This is a genomic window from Halorhodospira halophila SL1 (assembly GCF_000015585.1).
Classification (GTDB): domain Bacteria; phylum Pseudomonadota; class Gammaproteobacteria; order Nitrococcales; family Halorhodospiraceae; genus Halorhodospira; species Halorhodospira halophila.
This window is the reverse complement of record NC_008789.1, coordinates 1,202,639-1,223,748: the sequence shown is the minus strand read 5'-3', so window position 1 is coordinate 1,223,748 and position 21,110 is coordinate 1,202,639. Positions and strand designations below refer to the sequence as shown.

19 protein-coding genes are annotated in these 21,110 nt (G+C 68.6%); 13 read left to right on the top strand and 6 right to left on the bottom strand.

The features are described from left to right. Window positions 1-81: 81 nt before the first annotated feature. Complete coding sequence (locus HHAL_RS05740; protein WP_011813924.1) at window positions 82-1,680, bottom strand: methyl-accepting chemotaxis protein; 1,599 nt, start codon at window positions 1,678-1,680, stop codon at window positions 82-84. 220 nt (window positions 1,681-1,900) lie between these two features. On the opposite strand from HHAL_RS05740, the gene HHAL_RS05735 reads away from it, so the two are divergent. From HHAL_RS05735 to HHAL_RS05685, 11 genes are all read left to right on the top strand, one after another. Next, entirely contained in the window at window positions 1,901-3,469 is a 1,569-nt protein-coding gene (locus tag HHAL_RS05735) for a PAS domain-containing hybrid sensor histidine kinase/response regulator (RefSeq protein WP_049751463.1), read from the top strand. 13 nt (window positions 3,470-3,482) lie between these two features. Beyond that, window positions 3,483-3,923, top strand: coding sequence for a GIY-YIG nuclease family protein (locus HHAL_RS05730; RefSeq protein ID WP_011813922.1), 441 nt, complete (start codon window positions 3,483-3,485; stop codon window positions 3,921-3,923). Then, a complete protein-coding gene (locus HHAL_RS05725) occupies window positions 3,914-4,510 on the top strand; it encodes a carboxymuconolactone decarboxylase family protein (RefSeq protein WP_011813921.1) in 597 nt (198 codons plus the stop codon). Before HHAL_RS05730 ends, HHAL_RS05725 begins: the two co-directional genes overlap by 10 nt. 43 nt (window positions 4,511-4,553) lie before the next feature. After that, complete coding sequence (locus HHAL_RS05720) at window positions 4,554-6,341, top strand: glycoside hydrolase family 15 protein (protein WP_011813920.1); 1,788 nt, start codon at window positions 4,554-4,556, stop codon at window positions 6,339-6,341. After that, window positions 6,338-7,708 (top strand): alpha,alpha-trehalose-phosphate synthase (UDP-forming), encoded by a 1,371-nt coding sequence (locus HHAL_RS05715; RefSeq protein WP_011813919.1) that lies wholly within the window; start codon window positions 6,338-6,340, stop codon window positions 7,706-7,708. Before HHAL_RS05720 ends, HHAL_RS05715 begins: the two co-directional genes overlap by 4 nt. Next, window positions 7,705-8,646, top strand: a complete 942-nt coding sequence (locus tag HHAL_RS05710) for a glucokinase (protein ID WP_011813918.1) — start codon at window positions 7,705-7,707, stop codon at window positions 8,644-8,646. Before HHAL_RS05715 ends, HHAL_RS05710 begins: the two co-directional genes overlap by 4 nt. 48 nt (window positions 8,647-8,694) lie before the next feature. Beyond that, window positions 8,695-10,008: a GAF domain-containing sensor histidine kinase gene (locus HHAL_RS05705; RefSeq protein WP_011813917.1), complete on the top strand. Its 1,314-nt coding sequence runs from the start codon at window positions 8,695-8,697 to the stop codon at window positions 10,006-10,008. Next, window positions 10,001-11,164 carry an alkaline phosphatase family protein gene (locus HHAL_RS05700; protein ID WP_011813916.1) on the top strand — a complete coding sequence of 388 codons (1,164 nt, stop codon included), beginning with the start codon at window positions 10,001-10,003 and terminating at the stop codon, window positions 11,162-11,164. The genes HHAL_RS05705 and HHAL_RS05700 overlap by 8 nt, the downstream gene beginning before the upstream one ends. Then, a complete protein-coding gene (locus tag HHAL_RS13715; RefSeq protein ID WP_242464236.1) occupies window positions 11,148-12,170 on the top strand; it encodes a 6-carboxytetrahydropterin synthase in 1,023 nt (340 codons plus the stop codon). Before HHAL_RS05700 ends, HHAL_RS13715 begins: the two co-directional genes overlap by 17 nt. A gap of 3 nt (window positions 12,171-12,173) precedes the next feature. Next, complete coding sequence (gene queE, locus HHAL_RS05690) at window positions 12,174-12,803, top strand: 7-carboxy-7-deazaguanine synthase (RefSeq protein ID WP_011813914.1); 630 nt, start codon at window positions 12,174-12,176, stop codon at window positions 12,801-12,803. Window positions 12,804-12,884: 81 nt separating this feature from the next. Then, the gene (locus tag HHAL_RS05685) at window positions 12,885-13,271 is read left to right on the top strand and encodes a DUF3775 domain-containing protein (protein ID WP_011813913.1); all 387 of its coding nucleotides are present in this window, start codon (window positions 12,885-12,887) and stop codon (window positions 13,269-13,271) included. A 15-nt stretch (window positions 13,272-13,286) separates the two neighbouring features. Here HHAL_RS05685 and HHAL_RS05680 read toward each other — a convergent pair whose 3' ends face one another. From HHAL_RS05680 to HHAL_RS05670, 3 genes are all read right to left on the bottom strand, one after another. Then, the gene (locus tag HHAL_RS05680; protein ID WP_011813912.1) at window positions 13,287-13,961 is read right to left on the bottom strand and encodes an alpha/beta hydrolase; all 675 of its coding nucleotides are present in this window, start codon (window positions 13,959-13,961) and stop codon (window positions 13,287-13,289) included. After that, the gene (locus tag HHAL_RS05675) at window positions 13,958-14,308 is read right to left on the bottom strand and encodes a metalloregulator ArsR/SmtB family transcription factor (RefSeq protein WP_041595069.1); all 351 of its coding nucleotides are present in this window, start codon (window positions 14,306-14,308) and stop codon (window positions 13,958-13,960) included. Before HHAL_RS05675 ends, HHAL_RS05680 begins: the two co-directional genes overlap by 4 nt. A 100-nt stretch (window positions 14,309-14,408) precedes the next feature. Then, on the bottom strand, window positions 14,409-14,777 hold the full coding sequence (locus tag HHAL_RS05670; RefSeq protein WP_011813910.1) for a phasin family protein: 369 nt from the start codon (window positions 14,775-14,777) through the stop codon (window positions 14,409-14,411). A gap of 224 nt (window positions 14,778-15,001) precedes the next feature. Between HHAL_RS05670 and HHAL_RS05665 the strand changes: the two genes are divergently transcribed. Together HHAL_RS05665 and glgP are read left to right on the top strand one after the other, a co-directional pair. Next, window positions 15,002-15,211 carry a cold-shock protein gene (locus tag HHAL_RS05665; protein ID WP_011813909.1) on the top strand — a complete coding sequence of 70 codons (210 nt, stop codon included), beginning with the start codon at window positions 15,002-15,004 and terminating at the stop codon, window positions 15,209-15,211. Window positions 15,212-15,356: 145 nt separating this feature from the next. Then, window positions 15,357-17,912, top strand: coding sequence for an alpha-glucan family phosphorylase (glgP, locus tag HHAL_RS05660; RefSeq protein ID WP_011813908.1), 2,556 nt, complete (start codon window positions 15,357-15,359; stop codon window positions 17,910-17,912). A gap of 14 nt (window positions 17,913-17,926) precedes the next feature. Here the strand turns inward: glgP and malQ are convergent, their stop codons facing one another. After that, window positions 17,927-19,420: a 4-alpha-glucanotransferase gene (gene malQ, locus HHAL_RS05655; RefSeq protein ID WP_011813907.1), complete on the bottom strand. Its 1,494-nt coding sequence runs from the start codon at window positions 19,418-19,420 to the stop codon at window positions 17,927-17,929. Next, entirely contained in the window at window positions 19,417-21,090 is a 1,674-nt protein-coding gene (locus HHAL_RS05650; RefSeq protein ID WP_144446172.1) for a glycoside hydrolase family 57 protein, read from the bottom strand. The genes malQ and HHAL_RS05650 overlap by 4 nt, the downstream gene beginning before the upstream one ends. Between the last annotated feature and the right edge of the window lie 20 nt (window positions 21,091-21,110).

The window sequence follows — 21,110 nt, the reverse complement described above, 5'->3', positions numbered from 1 at the left end:
CTACCTGAACACGCACTCGCGCGCACGGGGCGCGCGCGAGTGCGTGCACGAGGCATCGCCCCGTCAGGGTCGGATAGCGGATCAGCGGCGACGCACGAATCGACCGGTCAGGGCCTCGATGCCGGCGATGCGCTCGATGACCGCCTGTAGGCGCTGGTCGGTTTGCAACGACTCGCTGGTCACCCGTTCGGCCACCCCCTCGATGCTGGAGACGCTGCGCGCGATCTCCTGCGAGGTGGCCCCCTGCTGCTCGGTGGCGGTGGCGATCTGGCCGGCCATATCGCGGATCTCGTCCACCGCGGCCTGGATCTCCTGCAGCGACTGGCTGGACTCGTCGGCGTGGGCGAGGGTCTGCTCGGCACGGTTGCGGCTCTCGCGCATGGCTTCGACGGCCTCCGCTGAGCCGCTCTGTAGCGACTCGATGATGGCATCGATCTCGCGGGTCGATTCCGCGGTCTGCCCGGCCAGCTTGCGCACCTCCTCGGCCACGACGGTGAAGCTGCGTCCCGCCTCGCCAGCCCGCGCCGACTCGACCGAGGCGTTGAGGGCCAGAAGGTGGGTCTGCTTGGTGATCTTGCCGATGAGCGTGGCCGCCTTGCCGATGCGCTCGGCCTCGCCGTTGACCCGCTCGATGGTGGTCGCGGCGTTCTCGATGCCCTGGACCAGTGAGCGCACCGCAGCGGTGCTCTGCTCGACGGTCTGCCGACCCCGGTCGGTCTGCTTGCCAGCCCGCTCGGTGGCATCGGCGGTGGCCGAGGCGTTCTGGGCCACTTCCTGCACCGTGGAGCTCATCTGTTCCATGGCGGTGGCCACGCTGCGGGTCTCGTCGCTCTGCTGCTGCGCCTCGTCGCGTACCGCCTGCATCGACTGGCGGGCCCCGGCGGCCTCCTGGGACAGCTGACGGGCGTCGTCACCCAGGCGTTTGGCGATGGCCTGGGTCTCGGAGGCCTGGTGGATCAGGGCCAGCTGGATCGAGGCGCCGTGGTCGCGGCGCCCGAGGTAGATCTCCTCGCTGAGTGGGTCGTCGAGCAAGGCGCGGGCCTGGTCGCGCGCACCGCGGAGTTGGCGCAGCATGGGCAGGCTGGCTGCGCCGAAGGCGGAGACGCCGGCGATGCCGACCAGCAGCTGGAGCCCGGTGCCGATAGGCAGCAGCGCGGCCAGGATGACGCCGAGTAGTGCGGCCGTCCCCCCGGCGGCGAGCCACACGCCGCTCCCCACTGCCCGCCGGCCGATCAGTCCGGCGGGCAGTGCCCCCTTGTCCGGTTCGGCGGCGCGCAGGCGCTTGTAAGCGCGCTCGGCTCGGGCGACCACCGCCTCGTCATTGATCTGCTGACGTACCGACTGGATCTCGGTGATGTTGCCCGCGTCGTCGCGGATGGCCGTTGCGTAGGCGTGAACCCAGTAGTGATCGCCGTTCTTGCAGCGATTCTTGATGATTCCCATCCACGGCTGCCCGGCCTGCAGGCGTTGCCACATGTGCTCGAAGACCACCCGGGGCATGTCCGGGTGGCGGATGACGTTGTGCGGCTGCCCGATCAGCTCTTCCGGCTGGTAGCCGCTGATGCGCACAAAGTCCTCGTTGATATAGCGGATCCGTCCGCGGGAGTCGGTAGTCGACAGGATGTTGGCGCCATCCCAGACGGCAACACGTCGCTGCGTGACCGGGTCATTGACTCGCAACGCGGCGTCCTCCTTAGTGTCCGCGGCCGCGCGGCCGCAACGGTTCTAATGTAAGATCCAGAGTACGGTCTTTTGCCGACGGAGTCATCGCCCCGGGCTGCGGTTTGTGCGAGCGGGCAGGGGTTGGGGCGGATGCCGGTGCGGGGCTACAGTACAACCGTAGGGGAGTGGTCACCGATGGCTGTGTACCGCTCGTTGCCGCGCTGTTGAGGGTGAACATTTGCCCAGTTCGAACCACGAGTCCGATCCGGACGACTTAATCACCCGGGCCGCCGCGTCCGTGGGGCTGGGTGCCTGGCGGATCGGCCTCGCCACCGAGTGTATCGAGCTTTGTCCGCGCGCCCGGGCCCTCTTTGGCCTGGAGGATCCAACCCCGCGTCCGGCCAGCGAGGGGCTGGCCTGCTACGTCTCCGAGCACCGTCAGCAGCTGCAGGACGCCTATCGCCAGTGCATCGACTACGGCACTGCCTACGACGTCGAATTCCAGGCCCTGACCGCCGGGGGTGGGCGGCGCTGGCTACGGGCGACTGGAACCCCGGTGTATGACGCCGCCGGGCAGATCACCGCGGTGGCCGGCGCCCTGCTCGATATCGACGACTACAAGGCGCGCGAGGCAGAACTTGCCGAGGCGCGGGTGGCCGCCGAGCGGACCGACCGGGCCAAGTCCGAGTTCCTCTCGGCGATGAGCCACGAGCTGCGCACCCCCCTGAACGCCATTGTCGGTTTTGCGCAGCTGATCTACGCCGACGAGGAGCTGGATACACGGACCCGCAACGAGTACCTGCGCCATATCCTCAGTGCCGGCTGGCACCTGCGTGATCTGGTCGGCGACATCCTGGACCTGGCACGGATCGAGGCCGGCAGGGCTTCGCTGGCGCCGGAAACCGTGCGCATCCCTGATCTGTTGCAGGATTGCCTGCGCCTGGTGCGGGATCAGGCCGCCGAGTACAGCGTCAGCCTGCGCCTGGAAGAGCCCGAGCATCCCGTAGGTGTGTGCGTCTGGGCGGACCGGCTGCGGCTCAAGCAGGTGGTGCTGAACCTGCTGACCAACGCCATCAAGTACAACCGTGAGGGCGGCTCGGTGGTCCTTAGCTACGGGCGCGACGCCGCCGGGCAGGTCTGGGTCGACGTGGTGGATAGCGGGCTGGGGATCGACCCGCAGTGCCGCGCCGGCCTGTTCGAGACCTTCGACCGCCTGGGGCGCGAGACGGGCAGCATCGAGGGTGTAGGAATCGGGTTGCCGCTGGCTCTGCGGCTCAGTCGCCTGATGGGCGGTGAGTTGCAACTGGTCGATAGCGTGCCGGATCAGGGGTCGCGTTTTCGCCTGACGCTGCCGGGGATCGATGCCGAGGGCTGGGATCGGCATCATACGCCCAGCCTCGACCCACGGTTGATGGAGGAGCGCGCCGACGACCCGCCGCTGCGCCTGCTGGCGGTGGAGGACAACCGGGTGAACATGCTGCTGCTCAGCGGTCTGGTGGCCAAGCGTCAGGGCGTGGAGCTGTTCGAGGCGTTCGATGGACGCACGGGCCTGGAACTGGCGCAGCGGGTCCAGCCGGATCTGATCCTGCTCGACATGCACCTGCCCGACACTGACGGCTTCGCCCTGGCCCGGCAGCTGCGCGCCATTTCGGAGCTCGAGGCGGTGCCGCTGGTGGCGGTCAGCGCCGACGCCAGCGATGAAGTGCGCCGCAGGGCCCTGGACGAGGGGTTCAACGAGTACATCGTCAAGCCCTTCGAGCTGGAGCAGCTCGATGCGCTGATCCGGGAGGTCCGGTTGAGTCGCTAGCCGGAGGGCCGCGGTGCAGGAGGACGCCACCACCTACTGCCTGACACTGTTCGTGACGGAAGCGATGCGGGTCGCGGTCGGGCGGCTCGGCGTGGTGGCGATTCCGGCCGGCTGGTGGGTGTACACGGGCAGCGCCAGGCGCAACATGGATGCCCGGATCGCACGGCACCTGCGCCGGGAGAAGCCGCAGCGCTGGCACCTGGATTACCTGACGAGTGATTCGCGGGTCATTGTGGTTTCGGTCACCCGGCACACCGAGCCGGAGTGTCAGCGCAACCGCCGCAACGGCGGTGTTGTAGTGGTGCCGGGCTTCGGTGCCAGCGACTGTGCGGCCGGGTGCGGTAGCCACCTACGCTGGCTCGGGGCGACACCCGACCCGATCACCGCGGGGTCCGCGGGCGCCGCAGTCGGCTGCTCCCTGTACCCCCTGGAACGAGGACACCCATGTACGTAGATCCCATGCCCCTGAGTGCCTACCCGTGGTACCTGCGCCCCTGGTTCTGGTGGCAGCGGCGGCGTGCCGGGTCGGTGGCGGAGCCGATCCGCCTCTGGGCGCGCCGGCCTCGGCTGCTGGCGCCGTTGCTGTTGCTCGGTGCTGCCTTCGAACGCCGGCGGGCCGGTCTGGAACCAGGGTTGCGCGCCCTAGTGGGCCTGCGCGTGGGGCAGCTCAACGAATGCCCCTTCACGGTTGATCAGAACGCCCACAGCCTCCATCAACAGGGCGTGGCGTGGGAGAAGATCCGCACCGTCGCCGATTGGGCCGAGCAGGAGGGGTTTACCGGGCGCGAGCGGGTGGTGCTCGGCTACGTCGAGGCGGTCACGCGCAGTGAGACCCCGGTCAGCGCCGACGTGGTCGGGGCGGTGAAACGCCACTTGGATGATGACGCCCTGATCGAGCTGACCGGGCTGGTGGCATTCCACAACATGACCACCAAGTTCAACAACGCGCTGGACGTTCCGCCCCAGGGGCTGTGCGTGCTGACCGTCAACGAGCGTGGCGAGGCGGTAGCCTGGGAGGCGAACCCGGCCCGGGGGAAGTAGAGTATCCTCCGGAGAGTGTGGATCCGAGCGACGAGGAGGTCCCGTGAGCACGCTCGACCAAGCCCTGATTGGCAACTGCGCGTTTGCCGCCCTGGTCAACCGCCAGGCCGAGATCACTTGGGCGTGCATGCCCCGCTTCGATGGCGATCCGGTCTTCTGCTCCCTGCTCGGCGATCCCGCGGCCGGTGCCGGCGCCGGGCGTTTCGCCGTCGAGCTGGAGGGGCTGGCCCGCACCGAGCAGTGGTATGTTCGCAATACCGCCATCGTGGTGACGCGGCTCTACGACCACCAGGGCGGGGTGGTGGAGGTGACCGATTTCGCCCCCCGCTTCGAGCAGTTCGGCCGCACCTTTCGCCCGGTGGAGCTGATCCGTCAGGTCCGTCGGGTTGCCGGCTCACCCCTGGTCTCTCTGGTGGTGCGGCCGGTGTTCGATCACGGCCGGTCGTTGCCCAGCGTGACTCAGGGCAGCAACCACGTGCGCTACGTCGGCCCGGGCCAGGTCCTGCGCCTGACCACCGACGCCTCGTTGACCGCGGTCCTGGACGAGACCCCGTTCATCCTCGAGGACGACCTGACGCTGGCCTTCGGTCCCGACGAGACCCTGCTCCAGTCGGCCCGTGAGACCGGCTACCAGTTCTATGAGCACACCCTAACCTATTGGCAGGAGTGGGTGCGCAACCTGGCCATCCCCTTTGAGTGGCAGGAGGCGGTGATCCGCGCGGCGATCACCCTCAAGCTCAACACCTACGAGGACACCGGTGCGGTGATCGCCGCGGTGACCACTTCGATCCCCGAGGCCCCGGACACCGGCCGCAACTGGGATTACCGTTACTGTTGGCTGCGGGACGCCTACTTCGTGATCAACGCCCTCAACCGCCTGGGGGCGACCAAGACGATGGAGCACTACGTGCGCTTCATCATCAACACCACTGCCCGCAACGAGGGGCGGTCGCTGCGGCCGGTGTATCGCATCAACGGGCGTGATGACCTTTACGAGACCATCGCCTACGGCTTGCCCGGATACCGGGAGATGGGGCCGGTGCGCATCGGCAACCAGGCCTACGAGCAGCAGCAGAACGATGTTTACGGGTCAGTGATCCTGGCCACCGCGCACTTGTTCTTCGACGAGCGGCTGCGCCGCCGCGGCGATGAATCGCTGTTCCGCCGTCTCGAGCAGCTCGGTGAGCAGGCCGTCGCCGTCTACCGCGAGCCGGATGCTGGCCCCTGGGAGTTCCGCGGCTTTGAAAAGGTGCATACCTTCTCGGCGGCGATCTGTTGGGCGGCTGCCCGGAACCTGCGTGCCATCGCCGCCAAGCTGGGGTTGATGGAGCGGGCTGATTACTGGCGCCGCCGGGCCGACGAGATGGCCGACACCATCCGCAACAGCGCCTGGAACGAGCAACGCAACAGCTACATGGCCAGTTTCGGCGGCCAGGACCTCGACGCCAGCCTGATGCTGCTCTACGAGTGGGGGTTCCTGCGTGCCGGAGACCCGCGCCTGGCCGGGACCGTGCGCGCCGTCGAGCAGGAGCTGCGCCACGGCGACTTCCTCTTCCGTTACGTCCACGAGGACGATTTCGGCAAGCCCCACACGGCCTTCACCACCTGTACCTTCTGGTACATCGACGCCCTGGCGGCGGTGGGCCGTGAGGCCGAGGCCCGCGCACTGTTCGAGCGCCTGCTCGAATGTCGCAACCACGTGGGTCTGCTCTCGGAGGATATCGATCCGTACACCGGAGAACTCTGGGGGAACTTCCCGCAGACCTACAGCATGGTCGGTCTGATCAACTCCGCAATGCGCCTGAGTCGCAGTTGGGAGGAACCGCTGTGAGTCGACTGGTAACCGTTTCCAATCGTGTGGCCTTGCCCAGCCAGCTGCAGGCCGCGCAGGGTGGTCTGGCCGTCGGCCTGCGTTCGGCGCTGGAGGAGTCCGGTGGCATGTGGTTCGGTTGGGACGGCGGCGTGGACGAACGCATCGACGGGTTGCGCCAGCCCCGGGTCCAGACCGCCAACGGGGTGCGCTACGCCACCCTGCGCCTGAGTCGCCTCGAGTACGATCGCTACTACCTGGGCTACGCCAACCAGGTGCTCTGGCCGCTGTTCCACTACCGCATGTCCTTCGTCCACTGCCGGCGCGAGCGCATCGAGGGCTACTGGGAGGTCAACCGGCTGTTTGCCGAGCATCTGCCACCGTTGCTCGAGGGCGACGAGATCATCTGGGTCCACGACTACCACTTCATTCCTCTCGGGCAACTGTTGCGCGAGCAGGGTGTCGAGGCCCCCATTGGTTTCTTCCTGCACACCCCCTTCCCGCCCTGGGACGTCTTCCGCGCCCTGCCCGGTCACGAGCCACTGCTCGAGGCGCTGTGCCGGTACGATCTGGTCGGGTTCCAGACGCGCATCGACCGGGACAACTTCCTCGATTGCCTGACCCACTACCGCCCGCAGCTGCAGCGCCCACGGGCCGAGGTGTTCCCCATCAGCATCGATGTCGATCAGGTGGCCCGGGAGGCGCAGCGGGGCTACAACTCCCAGCAGGGGCGGCGGCTGCAGCAGAGCCTGCGCGACCGTCGGTTGATGATCGGCGTCGACCGGCTCGATTACAGCAAGGGCCTGCGCAACCGGTTCGAGGCCTACGAGGCGCTGCTCGAGCAGCACAGTGAGCACCGCGGGGACGTGGTCTTCCTGCAGATCGCCCCGGTCTCCCGTGGCGATGTACCCGAGTACGAGGAGATCCGCCAATACCTGGAGTACCTGGCTGGCCACATCAACGGTCGTTTCGCCGAGTACGACTGGGTGCCGCTGCGTTACCTCAATCGCGGTTTCCACCGTTCGAATATCCTCGGCTTCCTGGCGCGTAGCGACGTCGGGCTGATCACCCCCATGCGTGACGGCATGAATCTGGTGGCCAAGGAGTTTGTCGCCGCCCAGGATCCCGGCGATCCGGGGGCGCTGGTGCTGTCGCGCTACGCTGGCGCTGCCGAAGAGCTCGATGGCGCGGTGCTGGTCAATCCCTACGACGTGGATCAGATGGTTGATGCCATGCACCAGGCGCTGACCATGCCGCTGGGGGAGCGGCGCGAGCGCTGGCAGCAGATGATGGACGCGCTACGCCGACAGGACGTGCATCGCTGGCGGAAGGATTTCATCCAGGCCCTGCACGATGCCCACCGCGCACGGGGTTCGGAGGCGCTGTGACCCGTTACCTGCTGGCCGATATCGGCGGCACGCACACCCGCATCGCAACGGCCGGGCCGGGCGAGGCGCCGGGGACGGCGACGCGGTACCGCAATCGGGACCTCTCCGGCCCCACCGAAGCGCTGCAGCGTCACTGCGCGACGCACGACGGTGACGAGTGGTGGGTGGCCGCGGCGGTTGCCGGGCCGGTGGCCGATGGGCGCGTGCAGCTGACCAATCTCGGTTGGCAGGTCGAGGCCGACGAGCTGGCACGACGGACCGGTGCGGTCCGCGCCGAGCTGGTCAACGACTACCAGGCCCTGGCCCGGGCCTTGCCCGAGTTGCAGCCGGCCGAGCACTGCGCGCTGCTGCGCTCCGGCACGCCGGTTACGGGTACGCCGATGGCGGTGCTCGGTCCGGGGACCGGCCTGGGGGTCTCCGGCGTGGTGCCGGCCGCGCAGGGTTGGGGGGTGATTGCTGGCGAGGGCGGTCACGTCACCCTGGCCGCCGCCGATGAGACCGAGGCGGCGTTGCTCGCCGCTCTGCGCGAGGAACTCGGCCACGTTTCCGCTGAGTCGGTGCTCAGCGGTGCCGGGCTGAGCCGCCTCCATCGGCTGTTGCACGGGGTCGAGGCGTCTCCGGAGGCCATCACCGCCGCCGATCAGGAGGCCGATCCGGCCGCCCGGGAGACCTTCGACCGCTTCCTCGGGTTCCTCGGCGGGACGGCCGGCAATCTGGCCCTGACCCTGGGCGCGCGTGCCGGGGTCTTCCTGGCCGGGGGGATCTTGCCGCGCCTGGCCGCGTCGCGGCTCACAACCTCGCCGCTGCTCGAGCGCTTCTTGGCGAAGGGGCGTTTCCGTGCCTATCTGGAGCCAGTGCCGGTGCAGCGGATCGACGATCCGGCGGCGGCCGCGCTGCTCGGCCTGCGGGCGTGGCTCGATGACTTGCGGTACCCTTGAGCCAGCGCTGGTTTTTGAGCATCCCGTTGCACGCGAGGTCGGCTGACCATGGCATCTTCCCGGATATCCCCGGACGAGGCGCATCGCCTCGAGGCCCTGGCGCGCTACCAGGGAGGAGCGGATGGGCCCGAGGTGGCCTTTGAGCGCCTTGTCGGCCTGTGTGCGCGGATCTTTGATGTGCCCATCGCCTTCATCTCGCTGATCGAGCGCGAGCGGCAATGGTTCAAGGCAGCCCGCGGGCTGGGGATCGAGGAGACGCCGCGCGAGATCGCCTTTTGCAACTGCGTGATCCAGACCGGGGACCCGCTGGTGGTCACCGATACCCATGCGGATCCGCGTTTCGCCGACCACCCGCTGGTTACTGGGCCCCCGCACCTGCGTTTCTACGCCGGGGTGCCGTTGGTGGTTGAGGGTGGGGCGCGCATCGGCACCCTCTGCCTCGGCGACCGCCAGGCCCGCACCCTGTCCGACGCCGAGCTGGCGACCCTCCAGGAGCTGGCGGAGGTGGTGGTCGACGAGTTCGAGCTGCGCCGGGCCAACCAGCGCCTCGATGAGGAGCGGGCGCGAGCCGAACGGTCCGCGATCGAGCTGCGCCGTATCAACCTCGAGCTGCAGCAGGCCCGCGAGGAGGCCGAGCGCGGTAACCGGGCCAAGAGCCAGTTCCTGTCGAGCATGAGTCACGAGTTGCGGACACCGCTTAACGCGGTGCTCGGCTTTGCCCAGATCCTCGAGCAGGATCCCCGCGAGCCGCTTTCCGAGCGCCAGGCCGGTTACGTCGATCAGATCCTCGGGGGTGGCCGTCACCTGCTGTCGCTGATCGATGACATCCTCGATCTTTCCCGCGTCGAGGCCGGTCGGGTGGAACTCAAGCCGGAGTGGGTGGCGCCGGGCCTGCTGGTCGACCAGTGTGCCGAGCTGCTCGGTCCGATGGCCACCGACGCCGGGGTGCACCTGTCCGTGTACGTGGCCGAGGCCGTTCCGGCATCCATCTGGGTGGATCCACGGCGCATCCGCCAGGTGCTGTTCAACCTCGCCAGCAATGCCGTCAAGTACAACCGGCCGGACGGGCGGGTGGAGGTCGAGGTCGAGGCCCCGGCGCCCGACCGGATCCGCTTCCGGGTGCGGGACACCGGGATCGGTATCCGCGAGGAGCGCCAGCGCGAGGTCTTCTACCCCTTCAACCGCCTGGGTCTGGAGTCCTCGGAGGTGGAGGGGACCGGCATCGGTCTGGTGGTGACCCGCCGCCTGGTGGAGCAGATGGGCGGCGAGATCGGTTTCTCCAGCGCGCCCGGCGTGGGGTCGGTCTTCTGGGTCGATCTGCCCGGCGTGGTGACCGCGGACGAGGTCTCGAGCGATGGATAGACCCAGCTACGAGGGCAGCGGCCTGGTCAACCTGATGGCGTCCCTGGGCCGTGCCTTCGGGGCGGCGTCCAGCCACTATCCGGCCCTGGATCCTGAGCCGGAGCTGGGGCTGGAGGAGGCGCGCACGGTCATCCTCTGGATCATGGATGGCCTCGGCGATCACTACCTGGCCAGGCAGCCGGGCAGCAGCCTGGCGCGGGATCGGGTGCGGGTGCTGACCTCGGTCTTCCCCGCCACCACCTCGGCGGCCTTGACCAGCATCATTACCGGGCGTCCGCCGCGGGGGCACGGGGTCACCGGCTGGTTTATGTACGTCCACGAGCTGGGGGCGGTCACCGCCTGGCTCCCCTTCGGTCCGCGGGTGGGCAAGGGGCAGTGGTCCAGCATCGAGCCGGAGAGCGCCGAGCTGCTGCAGCGCGACCCGATCTGGGATCGGTTTCAGGCCGAGACGCACGTCGTTCAACCCTCCTGGCTGGTCGACACGCCGTATAGCCGGGCGGTCACCGGGCGCTATGCCCGCCGGCACGGCTATCAGGGGTTGGACGAGCTGCGCGAGGTGCTGGTGCGCATCGCCCGCGAGCCCGGTCGGCAGCGACGGTTCGTCTACGCCTACTGGCCGGACCTGGATACGCTGAGCCACCAGCACGGTGTCGACAGTGCAGCGGTGCGCGACCAGTTCCGCTCCATCGACATCGCCTGGCAGCGGCTGCTCGATGGCCTTCAGGGCACCGACACCGTGATCCTCGGCACCGCCGACCACGGCCTGATCGATACTGCCCCCGAGCGGACCCTCTATCTGGGGGACCATCCGGAGTTGGCCGAGATGCTGGCCCTGCCGCTGTGCGGCGAGCCCCGGGCGGCCTACTGCTACCTGCGTCCGGGCACCGAACTCGACTTCCAGTCCTATTGCCGCGAGCGCCTGGGTACGGTCTGCCAGGTCGCCCGCTCCGAGGAGCTCCTGGCGGCGGGTTGGTTCGGGCCCATGCCGGAACACCCGAAGCTGCGCCGGCGGATCGGTGATTGGGTGCTGCTGCCGGCCGATGGCTGGGTGATCAAGGACCGGCTGGTGGGCGAGGGGCGCTTCGCCCAGGTGGGGGTGCACGGCGGGGCGTCGGCGAGCGAGCAGTGGGTGCCGCTGATTGCCGCACGGCCGTGATAACATCACCGGGATGGAATCCCTGCTCTACACCGCCGAGGTCCCCTTCGAGGCCGCGCGCCGCGACGGCCGGGGCTGGCACGGTCACTCCTTTCGGCTGCGTGCCCGAGTCCGCGCCGATGGCGGCGCGGCGGATCCGGACGCCCTGGCCGGGGCGTGCGCGGCTGCAGTAGCACCGCTGGACTATACCCTTCTCAACGAACACCTCGACGATCCCGCCGACCCCCGAGTGCTCGACGAGCTGGGCCGGCGCCTGGAGGCTGCCGGGGTCGTGCCGCACCGACTGGCGCTGCGCAGCGCCCCGGACCGCGGTGTTGGCCGCGAGGGTGGAGCCTGGGCCTGGCGGGCCTTCCGGTTCGAGGCGGCGCACCGTCTGCCGTACGTTCCCGAGGGGCATCCCTGCGGGCGCATGCACGGGCACGGGTACCTGGTGGTCCTTGAGGCCGCCGGCGGCGATCCCGAAGCGCTGGGCGAGGCGTGGGCGCCGCTGGGGCAGGCCCTGGATCGCGCCTGCCTGAACGATTTCCTGGACAACCCCACCAGCGAGCTGATCGCGGTGTGGCTCTGGGAGCAGCTGCGGCCCCGGTGTCCCGGGCTGATCCGGTTGCATGTCCATGAAACGGAGCACTCCGGCTGCACCTACGACGGCGCGCAGCACACCATCTGGAAGGCTCAGCGCTTTGAGGCCGCCACCTGCGTGGCGGATGCGGACGACACCCGGGCGCGGCTGCACGGGCACGGCTACCGGTTGCGGGTGCACGTTACCGCGCCACTGGATCGGGTGCTCGGTTGGACGTTGGACTACGGGGATGTCAAGGCGGCCTTCGCGCCGGTGCGCGAGGCCCTGGACCACCAGCGCCTGGACACCATTGCCGGCCTTGAGTCCGGGGATGTGGCCAGTCTGGCCGCTTGGGCGGCCCGTGCCGCGCGCCAGCGCCTGCCGGAGCTCCTTCGCGTCGACTGCTACGAGCGGGATGGTGTCGGGGCCATCGCCTGGCCGGAGTGAGCGGTGAGCTACGCCGTCCACAGTCTGTTCTACACCCTGCAGGGCGAGGGTGCGCGCAGTGGCCGGCCGGCGGTCTTCCTGCGCTTCGCCGGTTGTAACCTGTGGAGTGGCCGGGAGGCCGATCGAGCGACGGCGGTCTGCACCTTCTGCGATACCGATTTCGTGGGTACAGGTGGCCCCGGTGGCGGCCGCTTCGCCGACGCCCCCGAGCTGGCGGCGGCGGTGGCGGCGTGGTGGCCCGGCGGTGGTGAGCCCTACGTGGTCTGTACCGGCGGTGAGCCGGCGCTGCAGCTGGACGCGGCCCTCGTGGCGGCGCTGCACGCTCGGGGGTTCGAGGTCGCGGTGGAGACCAACGGCACGCTGCCCCTGCCGGCCGGTGTGGACTGGATCTGCGTGAGCCCCAAGGCAGGGACCGAGCTCGCCATCACCGCCGGCGATGAACTCAAGCTGATCTATCCGCAGCCCGGGGCCGAGCCGCAGCGGTTCACCCACCTGGCGTTCCGCCGCTTCTACCTCCAGCCCCTCGATGACAACCAGCGCGGTGCCCATACCCGCGCCGTGCTGGATTACTGCCGCGGGCATCCCCAGTGGTGGCTGAGCGTCCAGATCCACAAGGACCTGGGTATCCCCTGAAGCGGTCGAGGCCGCTTGCGCTGAGCCTGGGACCGAGGCAACGTGAATTCTGGGGTCGGCCAATGGCGAGGGGAGGGCATCATGTTCGAGGTCAGTCTGGACACCGTCTGTTTTATCATCCGCAAGTGCCGGGAGTTCCAGGCCAAGGAGGCTGTGGTGATCCCCGACTCGCCGGATGGCCCCGAGGACGACTGGGCGCTCCAGGTCCTCGCCGATCACGCCGACGATCTGAGCGTGCAGGAGCTGCGCGCCACCTTCGAGGACATGGAGCCGGCTGAGCAGGCCGAGGTCGTGGCGCTGATGTGGATCGGCCGCGGTGATTTCGATGTCAGCGAATGGGCGGAGGCGCGCAGCGAGGCGAAGTCGGCGTGGAACCCGCGCACCGCCGACTATATCCTTGCGACGCCACTGGCGGCCGATTATCTGGAGGAGGGGCTCGACGCCTGCGGCTTCGACTGCCAGGAATGACCTCCCGCCGGCCGGCTAGGCCTGGGTGGTCAGCCGGCTCGTCAGCCATAGGTCCAGGCGCTGGATCTCGGGCATGCAGACGGCGTGCTCCATCGGGAAGTCGTGCCACTCCACCGGATGACCGGCGTTCTCCAGGGTGGCTGCCGCCTGGCGGCCGAGTTCGATGGGCACGATCGGGTCCTGCACCCCGTGGGCCATAAAAACCGGCGGGCGAGGCCCTCTGCCGCCGGTCTCCGCGCCGCTGGGCAGCCACCCCGATAAAGCGATGACCCCGGCCGGCTTCATGGCCGTGTTCAGGGCGGTGTAGAGGGCGGTGGCGGCCCCCTGGGAGAAGCCCGCGAGGAACAGGCGCTCGATAGGAGTGCCGCGTTCCACTTCCCGGCGCATCAGGGCCTCCACCTGCAGGCGTGCCTGCTCGATGCCCGCGGTGTCCTCGTCGATGCCGCCGCCGCCCAGGCCGCGGATGTCGTACCAGGCCGGCATCGACATGCCGCCGTTGACTGTCACCGGCTGCGCCGGGGCGTGGGGGAAGACGAAGCGCACGCCGTGACCGGCACTCTGGTGGAGCTCATCGACGATCGGTGCGAAGTCGTGGCCATCGGCGCCCAGGCCGTGGAGCCAGACGACGCTGGCGGATACGTTCTCGCCGGTGCATTGCTCGACGCACTCGAGCAGGGGGGTGTCGTTCATGCTTGATCCTTGGTGACTCGGTTGGTCATCTGAGCCAGCCGCTCCTGGTCCTCCGGGTGCCAGGCCACGGCGTCGCTGGCCTGTAGCGCCGCATCGAGGATCGACTCCACCCATGGCGGCTGGTCCGGCTTGATCCGGTAATGGACCCATTGCCCGTGGCGACGGTATTCGACCAGCCCGGCCTCGCGGAGCATGGCCAGATGACGGGAGATCTTGGGCTGGATGATGTCCATTGCTGCGGTGAGTTCGCAGACGCAGAGCCACCCCTGGCGGCGCAGGAGGAGAAGACAGCGGAGCCGGGTCGGATCGCCGAAGAGTCGGAACAGGTGGTCGGGCGTCAGGGCCATGGGACTAGGGTAGGGGGCGGCGCGTATTCGTTCAACCGAATGGCGAACGCGCAACCGCCGCCCCTGCGGGGCAGGAGCGGCGGGTCAGGTCATCGGCCGTTCAGGCGGCCTTGCTGCTCTTCGGGGCCAGGTTGCTGGCGCCCTCGCGCATGGACTGCTGCAGATCCTCGGTCATGGCCTGGCTGAGCTCGGCCAGGGTTCGGGCGTCCTTGGCCAGGCTGTCCGAGGTCTCGCGGGCCGCCTCCACGCTCTTCTGCAGATAGCTCTGCAGTTGCTCGGGCGATTGGACGTCGCTCGCCTCGCGCAGGTTGCCGAGTGTGGCATCGGTGTAGCGCCGCGCCATGTCCAGCTGGTAGTCCGCCATCTTCTCCCAGTGCTCGAGCATCTTGCTGTTCACCCCGTGGAAAGGCGTCGCGTAATTGCCGAACTGAGTCTGCATCTGCTTGATCATGTCCTGATAGTTCATCATCGCCATCGCTCCGGTTGCGCCGTTGGAGAGGTCTTCTCTCACTTGTTGCCCTGCAGCATAGCAGCGCCGATGGTGCGGCGCAACAAAATTGATGTAAAAAAACCTCGGGCAGCAGGTTGCGAGGCTTTGGCTTTGTGCCAATATATGGGGTGCGACCGCCAGTAAGACCTGACCCTGGTCCCGTGGAGGTCGCGTCACGATGATTAATACAGAGGTTGTTTGAGATGTCAGAGCGTCAACAAGGTACGGTTAAGTGGTTCGACAACGCCAAGGGCTACGGCTTCATCAGCCGCGAAGGGGGTGAAGACGTGTTCGTCCACTTCCGTGCCATCCGGGGCGACGGTTTCCGCTCCCTGGACGAGGGTCAAGCGGTCGAGTTCAGCGTGACCCGCAGCCCGAAGGGCCTGCAGGCCGAGGACGTCGCCGCGGTCTAACCCGCTGCCAGAGCGGTAGTAAGCTGCAAGTGAGAGAAAGGCCCGCCCCCGGCGGGCCTTTCTCGTTGCGGGGGTGGTGTTCGAGCGTGTGTGCCCCCGCAACCTGTGCTAAACAGGGGGGTCTACAGAGGGAGTTGCCCCACCCATGTCCGAACGCGTCTTCACCCTGGAAGTCCACCCCAATCTGCCACCCTCACTCGGCCGCCTGCGCGAGCTCGTCGACGACCTCTACTACTCGTGGGATCGGCGCGTGCGGGGCTTGTTCTACCAGATCGACCCGGAATGCTGGGAGGCCAGCGGCCACAACCCCAAGGTGTTCCTGCGGCGGGTGTCTCAGGAAGCGCTGGAGCGGGCCGCCCAGGATCCGACCTTTATTGAGGATTACAACCGGACACTCTCCGCCTACGACACCTACCTGGAGCAGGAGACTTCGCCGGAGGTGACCCCGCACCTGGATCCGGGACAGGACCTGGTGGCCTACTTCTGTGCCGAGTTCGGGCTCCACGAGAGCCTGCCCCTCTACTCCGGGGGGCTGGGGATCCTGGCCGGTGACCACTGCAAGGCCGCCAGCGATCTGCGCGTACCGTTGGTTGCCGTGGGCCTGCTCTACCGTCAGGGCTACTTCATCCAGACCATCGATCATGAAGGGTGTCAGGTCGCCCACTACGTACCCACCGAAGTGGCCCAGCTGCCCGCCTACCCGCGTCAGGACGGCGACGGCGAGGAGCTGCGCGTGTTCGTCGAGTTGCCCGGGCGCACGGTTCAGCTGCGCATCTGGTCAGTGCGGGCCGGGCACGTGCGCCTCTATATGCTCGATAGCGATGTTCCGGAGAACCGCCCCGAAGATCGCTCGATCACCTATCAGCTTTACGGCGGCGGCAGCGAGATGCGGATCAAGCAGGAACTCTGCCTCGGTATCGGCGGGGTGCGGGCGCTGCGCAAGCTGGGCGTGATGCCCACGGTCTGGCATCTCAACGAGGGCCATTCGGCCTTTCAGCTCGTCGAGCGTTGCCGCGAGTGGGTGGCCGCCGGCACTGACTTCGCCACGGCCCTGGAGGTGGTCGCCGGGACCTCGGTTTTCACCACGCATACCCCGGTGGCGGCTGGGCACGACATCTTCGACCCGGAGATGGTGCGGGAGTATCTGGACGCCGCGCTGGGAGAGAGCGGGCTGGATCTCGATGCCCTGCTGGAGCTGGGTAACGGCCGGGCCGAGCATCCGGGCTTCAACATGACCAGCCTGGCCCTGCGGGGGTCGCGCTTTCACAACGGCGTCAGCCGGATCCACGGCCGCGTGGCCTCGGAGATGGAGGCCCGCATATGGCCGGATGTCCCGGCTCAACAGAACCCCATCCACTCCATCACCAACGGCGTCCATGTGCCGACCTTCCTCGCCCAGGAGTGGGGCAACCTCTTCGATCAGCGCTGGCCGGCCTGGCGGAGTGAGCTGAGCAATGAGGCGTTTTGGAGCGTCGTCGACGAACTGCCCGACCATCGCTACTGGAGCATGCGCCAGAGCCTGAAGTCGCAGATGCTCCGCGATGTCTGTGCCCGGGTCGAGGCCCGATGCAAGCGCAACGGCATGGCCGAGGCCATGATCCGCCGCATGACCCGCTATATCCGTGATCCCGAGGCCGATGTGCTGGTGCTCGGCTTCGCCCGCCGCTTCGCGACCTACAAGCGGGCTCTGCTGATCTTCCGCGACCTGGACCGGCTCAAGCAGCTGCTCAACGACCCCGAGCGGCCGATGATCCTGATCTTTGCCGGCAAGGCGCATCCGCACGACGAGCAGGGTCAGGCGATGATCCAGCGCATCCACGAGCTGACCCTGGATCCCGATCTGATCGGCCGGCTGCTGCTGCTCGAGAACTACGACATGGCGCTGGCCCGCAAGCTGGTGACCGGGGTTGATGTGTGGCTGAACAACCCGGAGTACCCCCTCGAGGCGTGCGGGACGTCCGGCCAGAAGGCGGCCATCAACGGCGTGATCAACCTCTCGGTCCTGGACGGCTGGTGGGACGAGGGCTACGCCGGCGATAACGGTTGGGCCATCTACCCCCACGCCCCGGGGTTCGATCCGGATTACCGCGACGGTGAGGAGGCCCGGGACCTCCTGGATACGCTGGCCGGCGAGGTGGCGCCGCTCTACTACGATCGCGGCGAGCGTGGCTATTCGGCCGGCTGGGTGCAGATGTCCAAGGCGTCGATGCGCAGCACGTTGCCCCGCTTCAATGCCCAGCGCATGGTCATGGACTATGTGCGCGACCTCTACGGCCCGGCCGCCCGGCAGCAAAGGCGTCTGGCGGAGGAAGAGCTGGCGGGGGCGGCCGGGCTGGCGGCGTGGAAGGAGCACGTCCTGGCCTGCTGGGACGGGACGGCCCTGGAGCTGGTCGACGACGCCCCTGCCAGTCTGTATCACGGCGAGTCCCTGCGCCTGCGGGTCAAGGCGCAGCTCAATGGCCTCCGGGCCGAGGATGTCACCGTCGAGTGCCGTTTCAGCCCGGTGCCCCACCCGCGGGATCCGGCCCGGACCCAGCGGTTCGTCCTCTCGGCCACGGACCAGGATGACGCCGGGGATCCGCTCTTCACCCTCGACATCCAGCCACGGCTCAACGGCCTGCAGTACTTCCGCATCTGCATGTATCCCAGCCACCCGCTGCTCGCGCACCCGCTGGAGCTGGGGCGGATGCGTTGGCTCTAGGCCTCCGACGGGGCCTAGAGCCGGCCGTAGAGCCGGTTGAGGTCGTACAGCTGCCCGGCCAGGGAGTCGGGCAGCCACTCCCAAGCAAAGCGCCAGCGCCAGTTGCCTTCGGTGGTGCCGGGGACGTTCATGCGGTGTTCGCCGTCCAGCTCGAGCAGGTCCTGTAGGGGGATGACGGCCACGCTCGCCACCGAGGCCAGGGCGGCTCGAGTCAGGGGCCAGGGCATCGGCTCGGTCGGGTAGCCCAGGTACGCGTGGACCCGCTCCACGGTCTCCGGCGCGAGACCGGCGTACCATCCCACGGTGGTGTTGTTATCGTGGGTACCGGTGTAGACCACACTGTGGCGGTGGTGGTGGTGCGGCAGGTAGGGGTTGGCGGCGTCGCTGTCGAAGGCGAAGTGGAGGACCTTCATCCCCGGCAGGGCGAAGCGGTCGCGCAGGCGCTCCACGTCCTCGGTGATCACCCCTAGGTCCTCGGCGACCAGCGGGACCCGCCCGAAGCGTTCCTGAACGGCCTCGAGCAGAGCGTCTCCGGGGGTCGCTTCCCAGTACCCGTCCCGGGCCGTGGGGGCCTCGGCGGGGATGGTCCAGCAGGCGCTCAGGCCACGGAAGTGGTCGATGCGCACGAAGTCGAACAGTGCCAACTGTGTGGCCAGGCGCTCGAGCCACCAGCCGAAGCCATCGGCCTGCAGCTGCTGCCAGTCGTAGAGGGGGTTGCCCCAGCGCTGCCCCTCGGCCGAGAAGTAGTCCGGTGGGACGCCGGCCACCACCGCTGCCTGCCCCTCGCTGTCGAGTCGGAAGCAGGCCCGCCGGGCCCAGGTGTCGGCGCTGTCGTGGGCGACGAAGATGGGGATGTCGCCGAAGAACCGGACGCCGCGTTCCGCGGCGTAGTGGCGCAGCGCCTGCCACTGGGTGAAGAACAGGTACTGCTCGAAGACCTGCTGGTCGATCCGGTCGGCCAGGCGGGTGGCTGCCGCCTCCAGCGCCGCCGGTTCCCGATCGCGTTCGGCGGTGGGCCACTGCCACCAGGGCAGGAGGTCATGCTCCTCGCGCAGCGCCGCGTAGAGGGCGTAGTCTTCCAGCCAGTGGCCGTGCGCCTGGCGGAAGGCGGCGATCTGAGCCTCGGTCGTTGCGTCGTTGCGATCGCGCAGGCGTTGTCGGGCGCGGCCAAGGCAGGAGCGGCGCCACGCCCGCAGCGCGACGGGGTCGTCGCCGGTCTCCGGGGGCTGGATCTCCTCGGGGGTCAACCAGCCGAGTTCGACCAGCGTGTGCAGGTCGATGTAGCACGGCTCACCGGCGTGCACCGACAGGCCTTGATAGGGGCTGAGGTCGTCGTGGGTGGGGCCCAGCGGCAGCATCTGCCAGATCGTGAAGCCGGCCTCGGCGAGCCAGTCCACGAAGCGGTAGGCGTGGTGCCCCAGGTCGCCGTTGCCCCCGGGCCCGGGCAGTGCGCTGACGTGCAGCAGCACGCCGGCGCGGCGCCGCTCGGACAGTCCCGCGCCGCTCACGGCTCTGCGCGTCCGTGCCGCATGACGCCGCCGCGCTCGGGCTGGCCGCGGCCCTGGCGGGCGAAGGCGTGGCTGAGATGCTCCGGCGGCTCCTGGCCCAGGGTGTGGTAGAGGGCGGCGAGCTGGACGCGGTAGAGGTGGTCGAAGTCCCGGATCACCTCGGCGGGGTTGTAGTCGCCGAACCACCAGAACCAATCGGAGCTCTCGCAGATGGCCAGCTGCGCCTCGGCCCGGATGCGGGTGGCCTCGTCGAGTTCCCCGGCGCGCTGATCGAAGGCCTGCTTGGCCTCGGCGAGGAGCTCCCAGGCGCGGTCCTTGTCCACCTCGCCGATCCAGGTGGATAGGGTGCCGTAGACCCAGCTGCCGGCCACCAGTCGCTGCAGATCGCGAGGTTCGGTCTCGTCGGCGGCCTCGGCAAAGGTGGTCAGGATCAGCCCCGGGTGTTCGGCCAGGCGCTGGTAGAGCCCGTTCAGGAAATGGAAGCCGTTGGCCGGGTAGTGCTCCCAGGCGTTCTCACCGTCCATGATGACCGAGATCACGGTCTGTTCCGGCGCCTCGCAGCCGGCGGCGATGGCCTCCATGCGGCTGACCAGGTTGGCCACGGCGTCGTCGCCGTGCCAGTCGGAGAACTCGAAACCGATGGCATCGGAGAGTCCGTCGTCGCGGAAGAAGCAGCGTGTGGCCGCGTGGCCCTCGGCTTCGGGGTGCTGCGGGGCGAGGGTGTAGGCGCGGTGCCACTGGCCGTTCCCCCCGCCCTCTGCGCCCAGGCTGTTGTCGAGCACTGCACCGCCACTGGCCGTCCAGCGGAAACCGTACGATTGGAGCAGCGCGAGCGTGGCCTGGCTGACGGCCCCCTCCGACGGCCAGCAGCCGTGCGGGCGGTGGCCGAAGGTGTGTTCGAAGATCTCCAGGCCGCGCGCCAGGTGCCAGCGCGCCCGTTCCTCGCCACCGGGGTATTGATCGACCACCGGCATCGGGCTCGCGGGCCAGGATTCGCGGGCGGACTGCAGGTCCTGGAGTAGGGGCAGGATCGGGTGGGCGTAGGGTGTCATCGACAGCTCCACCCGTCCGGTCTCGGCCAGGTGCCGATAGCGGTGGGGCAGTCCCGCGAGCAGTTCGCCGATGACACCGAGCAGCTCGCGCCGATCGTGGAGGGTGAAGCCGTCGCCCTTGTCGATCAGCCGCTGGACCCGTGGTTCGCTGCGGCGCACCGTCTCGCCCATCCAGCCCAGGTGGTACCAGGTGATCAGGTCGACCAGGAAGGCGTCGCTGAGGTAGCGCATGCTGGCCGGGTGGGCGCTGACCGTCTCGGCGATCTCGAGCAGGTGTCGGAAGGCGGGGAACGGGTCCGCCAGCCGCTGGCGGTTGATGCGCTGACACTGCTCCACGAGCTGGCGGCGTTCCGGGTTGTTGACCGGCAGGGTGGGCATGGCCAGGGCGCGCAGCAGGGGGTCGCGCAGCCGTTCGCCGCTCTCCAGGAAGCCGGCGATCTGGCGGCTGTAGTCCTCCAGCTGCTCCAGGAGTACCGGCGAGAAATTGACCACGGCGCGGGCCGCTGGGTTGGCCTCGAGGTGGGCCGCCATGTCGGCGTAGTCCTTGATGCCGTGCAGGTAGGTCCACGGCAGCAGGTAGTCGCCGGTGCCGGGGTCGAGGTAACTCGGCTGGTGCATGTGCCAGCAGAGCACCACGC

Coding starts and splice junctions, on each gene's coding strand:
- HHAL_RS05725 (WP_011813921.1), top strand. CDS start 3,914: ATGTACGTAGATCCCATGCCCCTGAGTGCCTACCCGTGGTACCTGCGC.
- HHAL_RS05705 (WP_011813917.1), top strand. CDS start 8,695: ATGGCATCTTCCCGGATATCCCCGGACGAGGCGCATCGCCTCGAGGCC.
- HHAL_RS05700 (WP_011813916.1), top strand. CDS start 10,001: ATGGATAGACCCAGCTACGAGGGCAGCGGCCTGGTCAACCTGATGGCG.
- HHAL_RS05685 (WP_011813913.1), top strand. CDS start 12,885: ATGTTCGAGGTCAGTCTGGACACCGTCTGTTTTATCATCCGCAAGTGC.
- HHAL_RS05680 (WP_011813912.1), bottom strand. CDS start 13,961: ATGAACGACACCCCCCTGCTCGAGTGCGTCGAGCAATGCACCGGCGAG.
- HHAL_RS05675 (WP_041595069.1), bottom strand. CDS start 14,308: ATGGCCCTGACGCCCGACCACCTGTTCCGACTCTTCGGCGATCCGACC.
- HHAL_RS05670 (WP_011813910.1), bottom strand. CDS start 14,777: ATGATGAACTATCAGGACATGATCAAGCAGATGCAGACTCAGTTCGGC.
- HHAL_RS05665 (WP_011813909.1), top strand. CDS start 15,002: ATGTCAGAGCGTCAACAAGGTACGGTTAAGTGGTTCGACAACGCCAAG.
- glgP (WP_011813908.1), top strand. CDS start 15,357: ATGTCCGAACGCGTCTTCACCCTGGAAGTCCACCCCAATCTGCCACCC.
- HHAL_RS05650 (WP_144446172.1), bottom strand. CDS start 21,090: ATGCACCAGCCGAGTTACCTCGACCCCGGCACCGGCGACTACCTGCTG.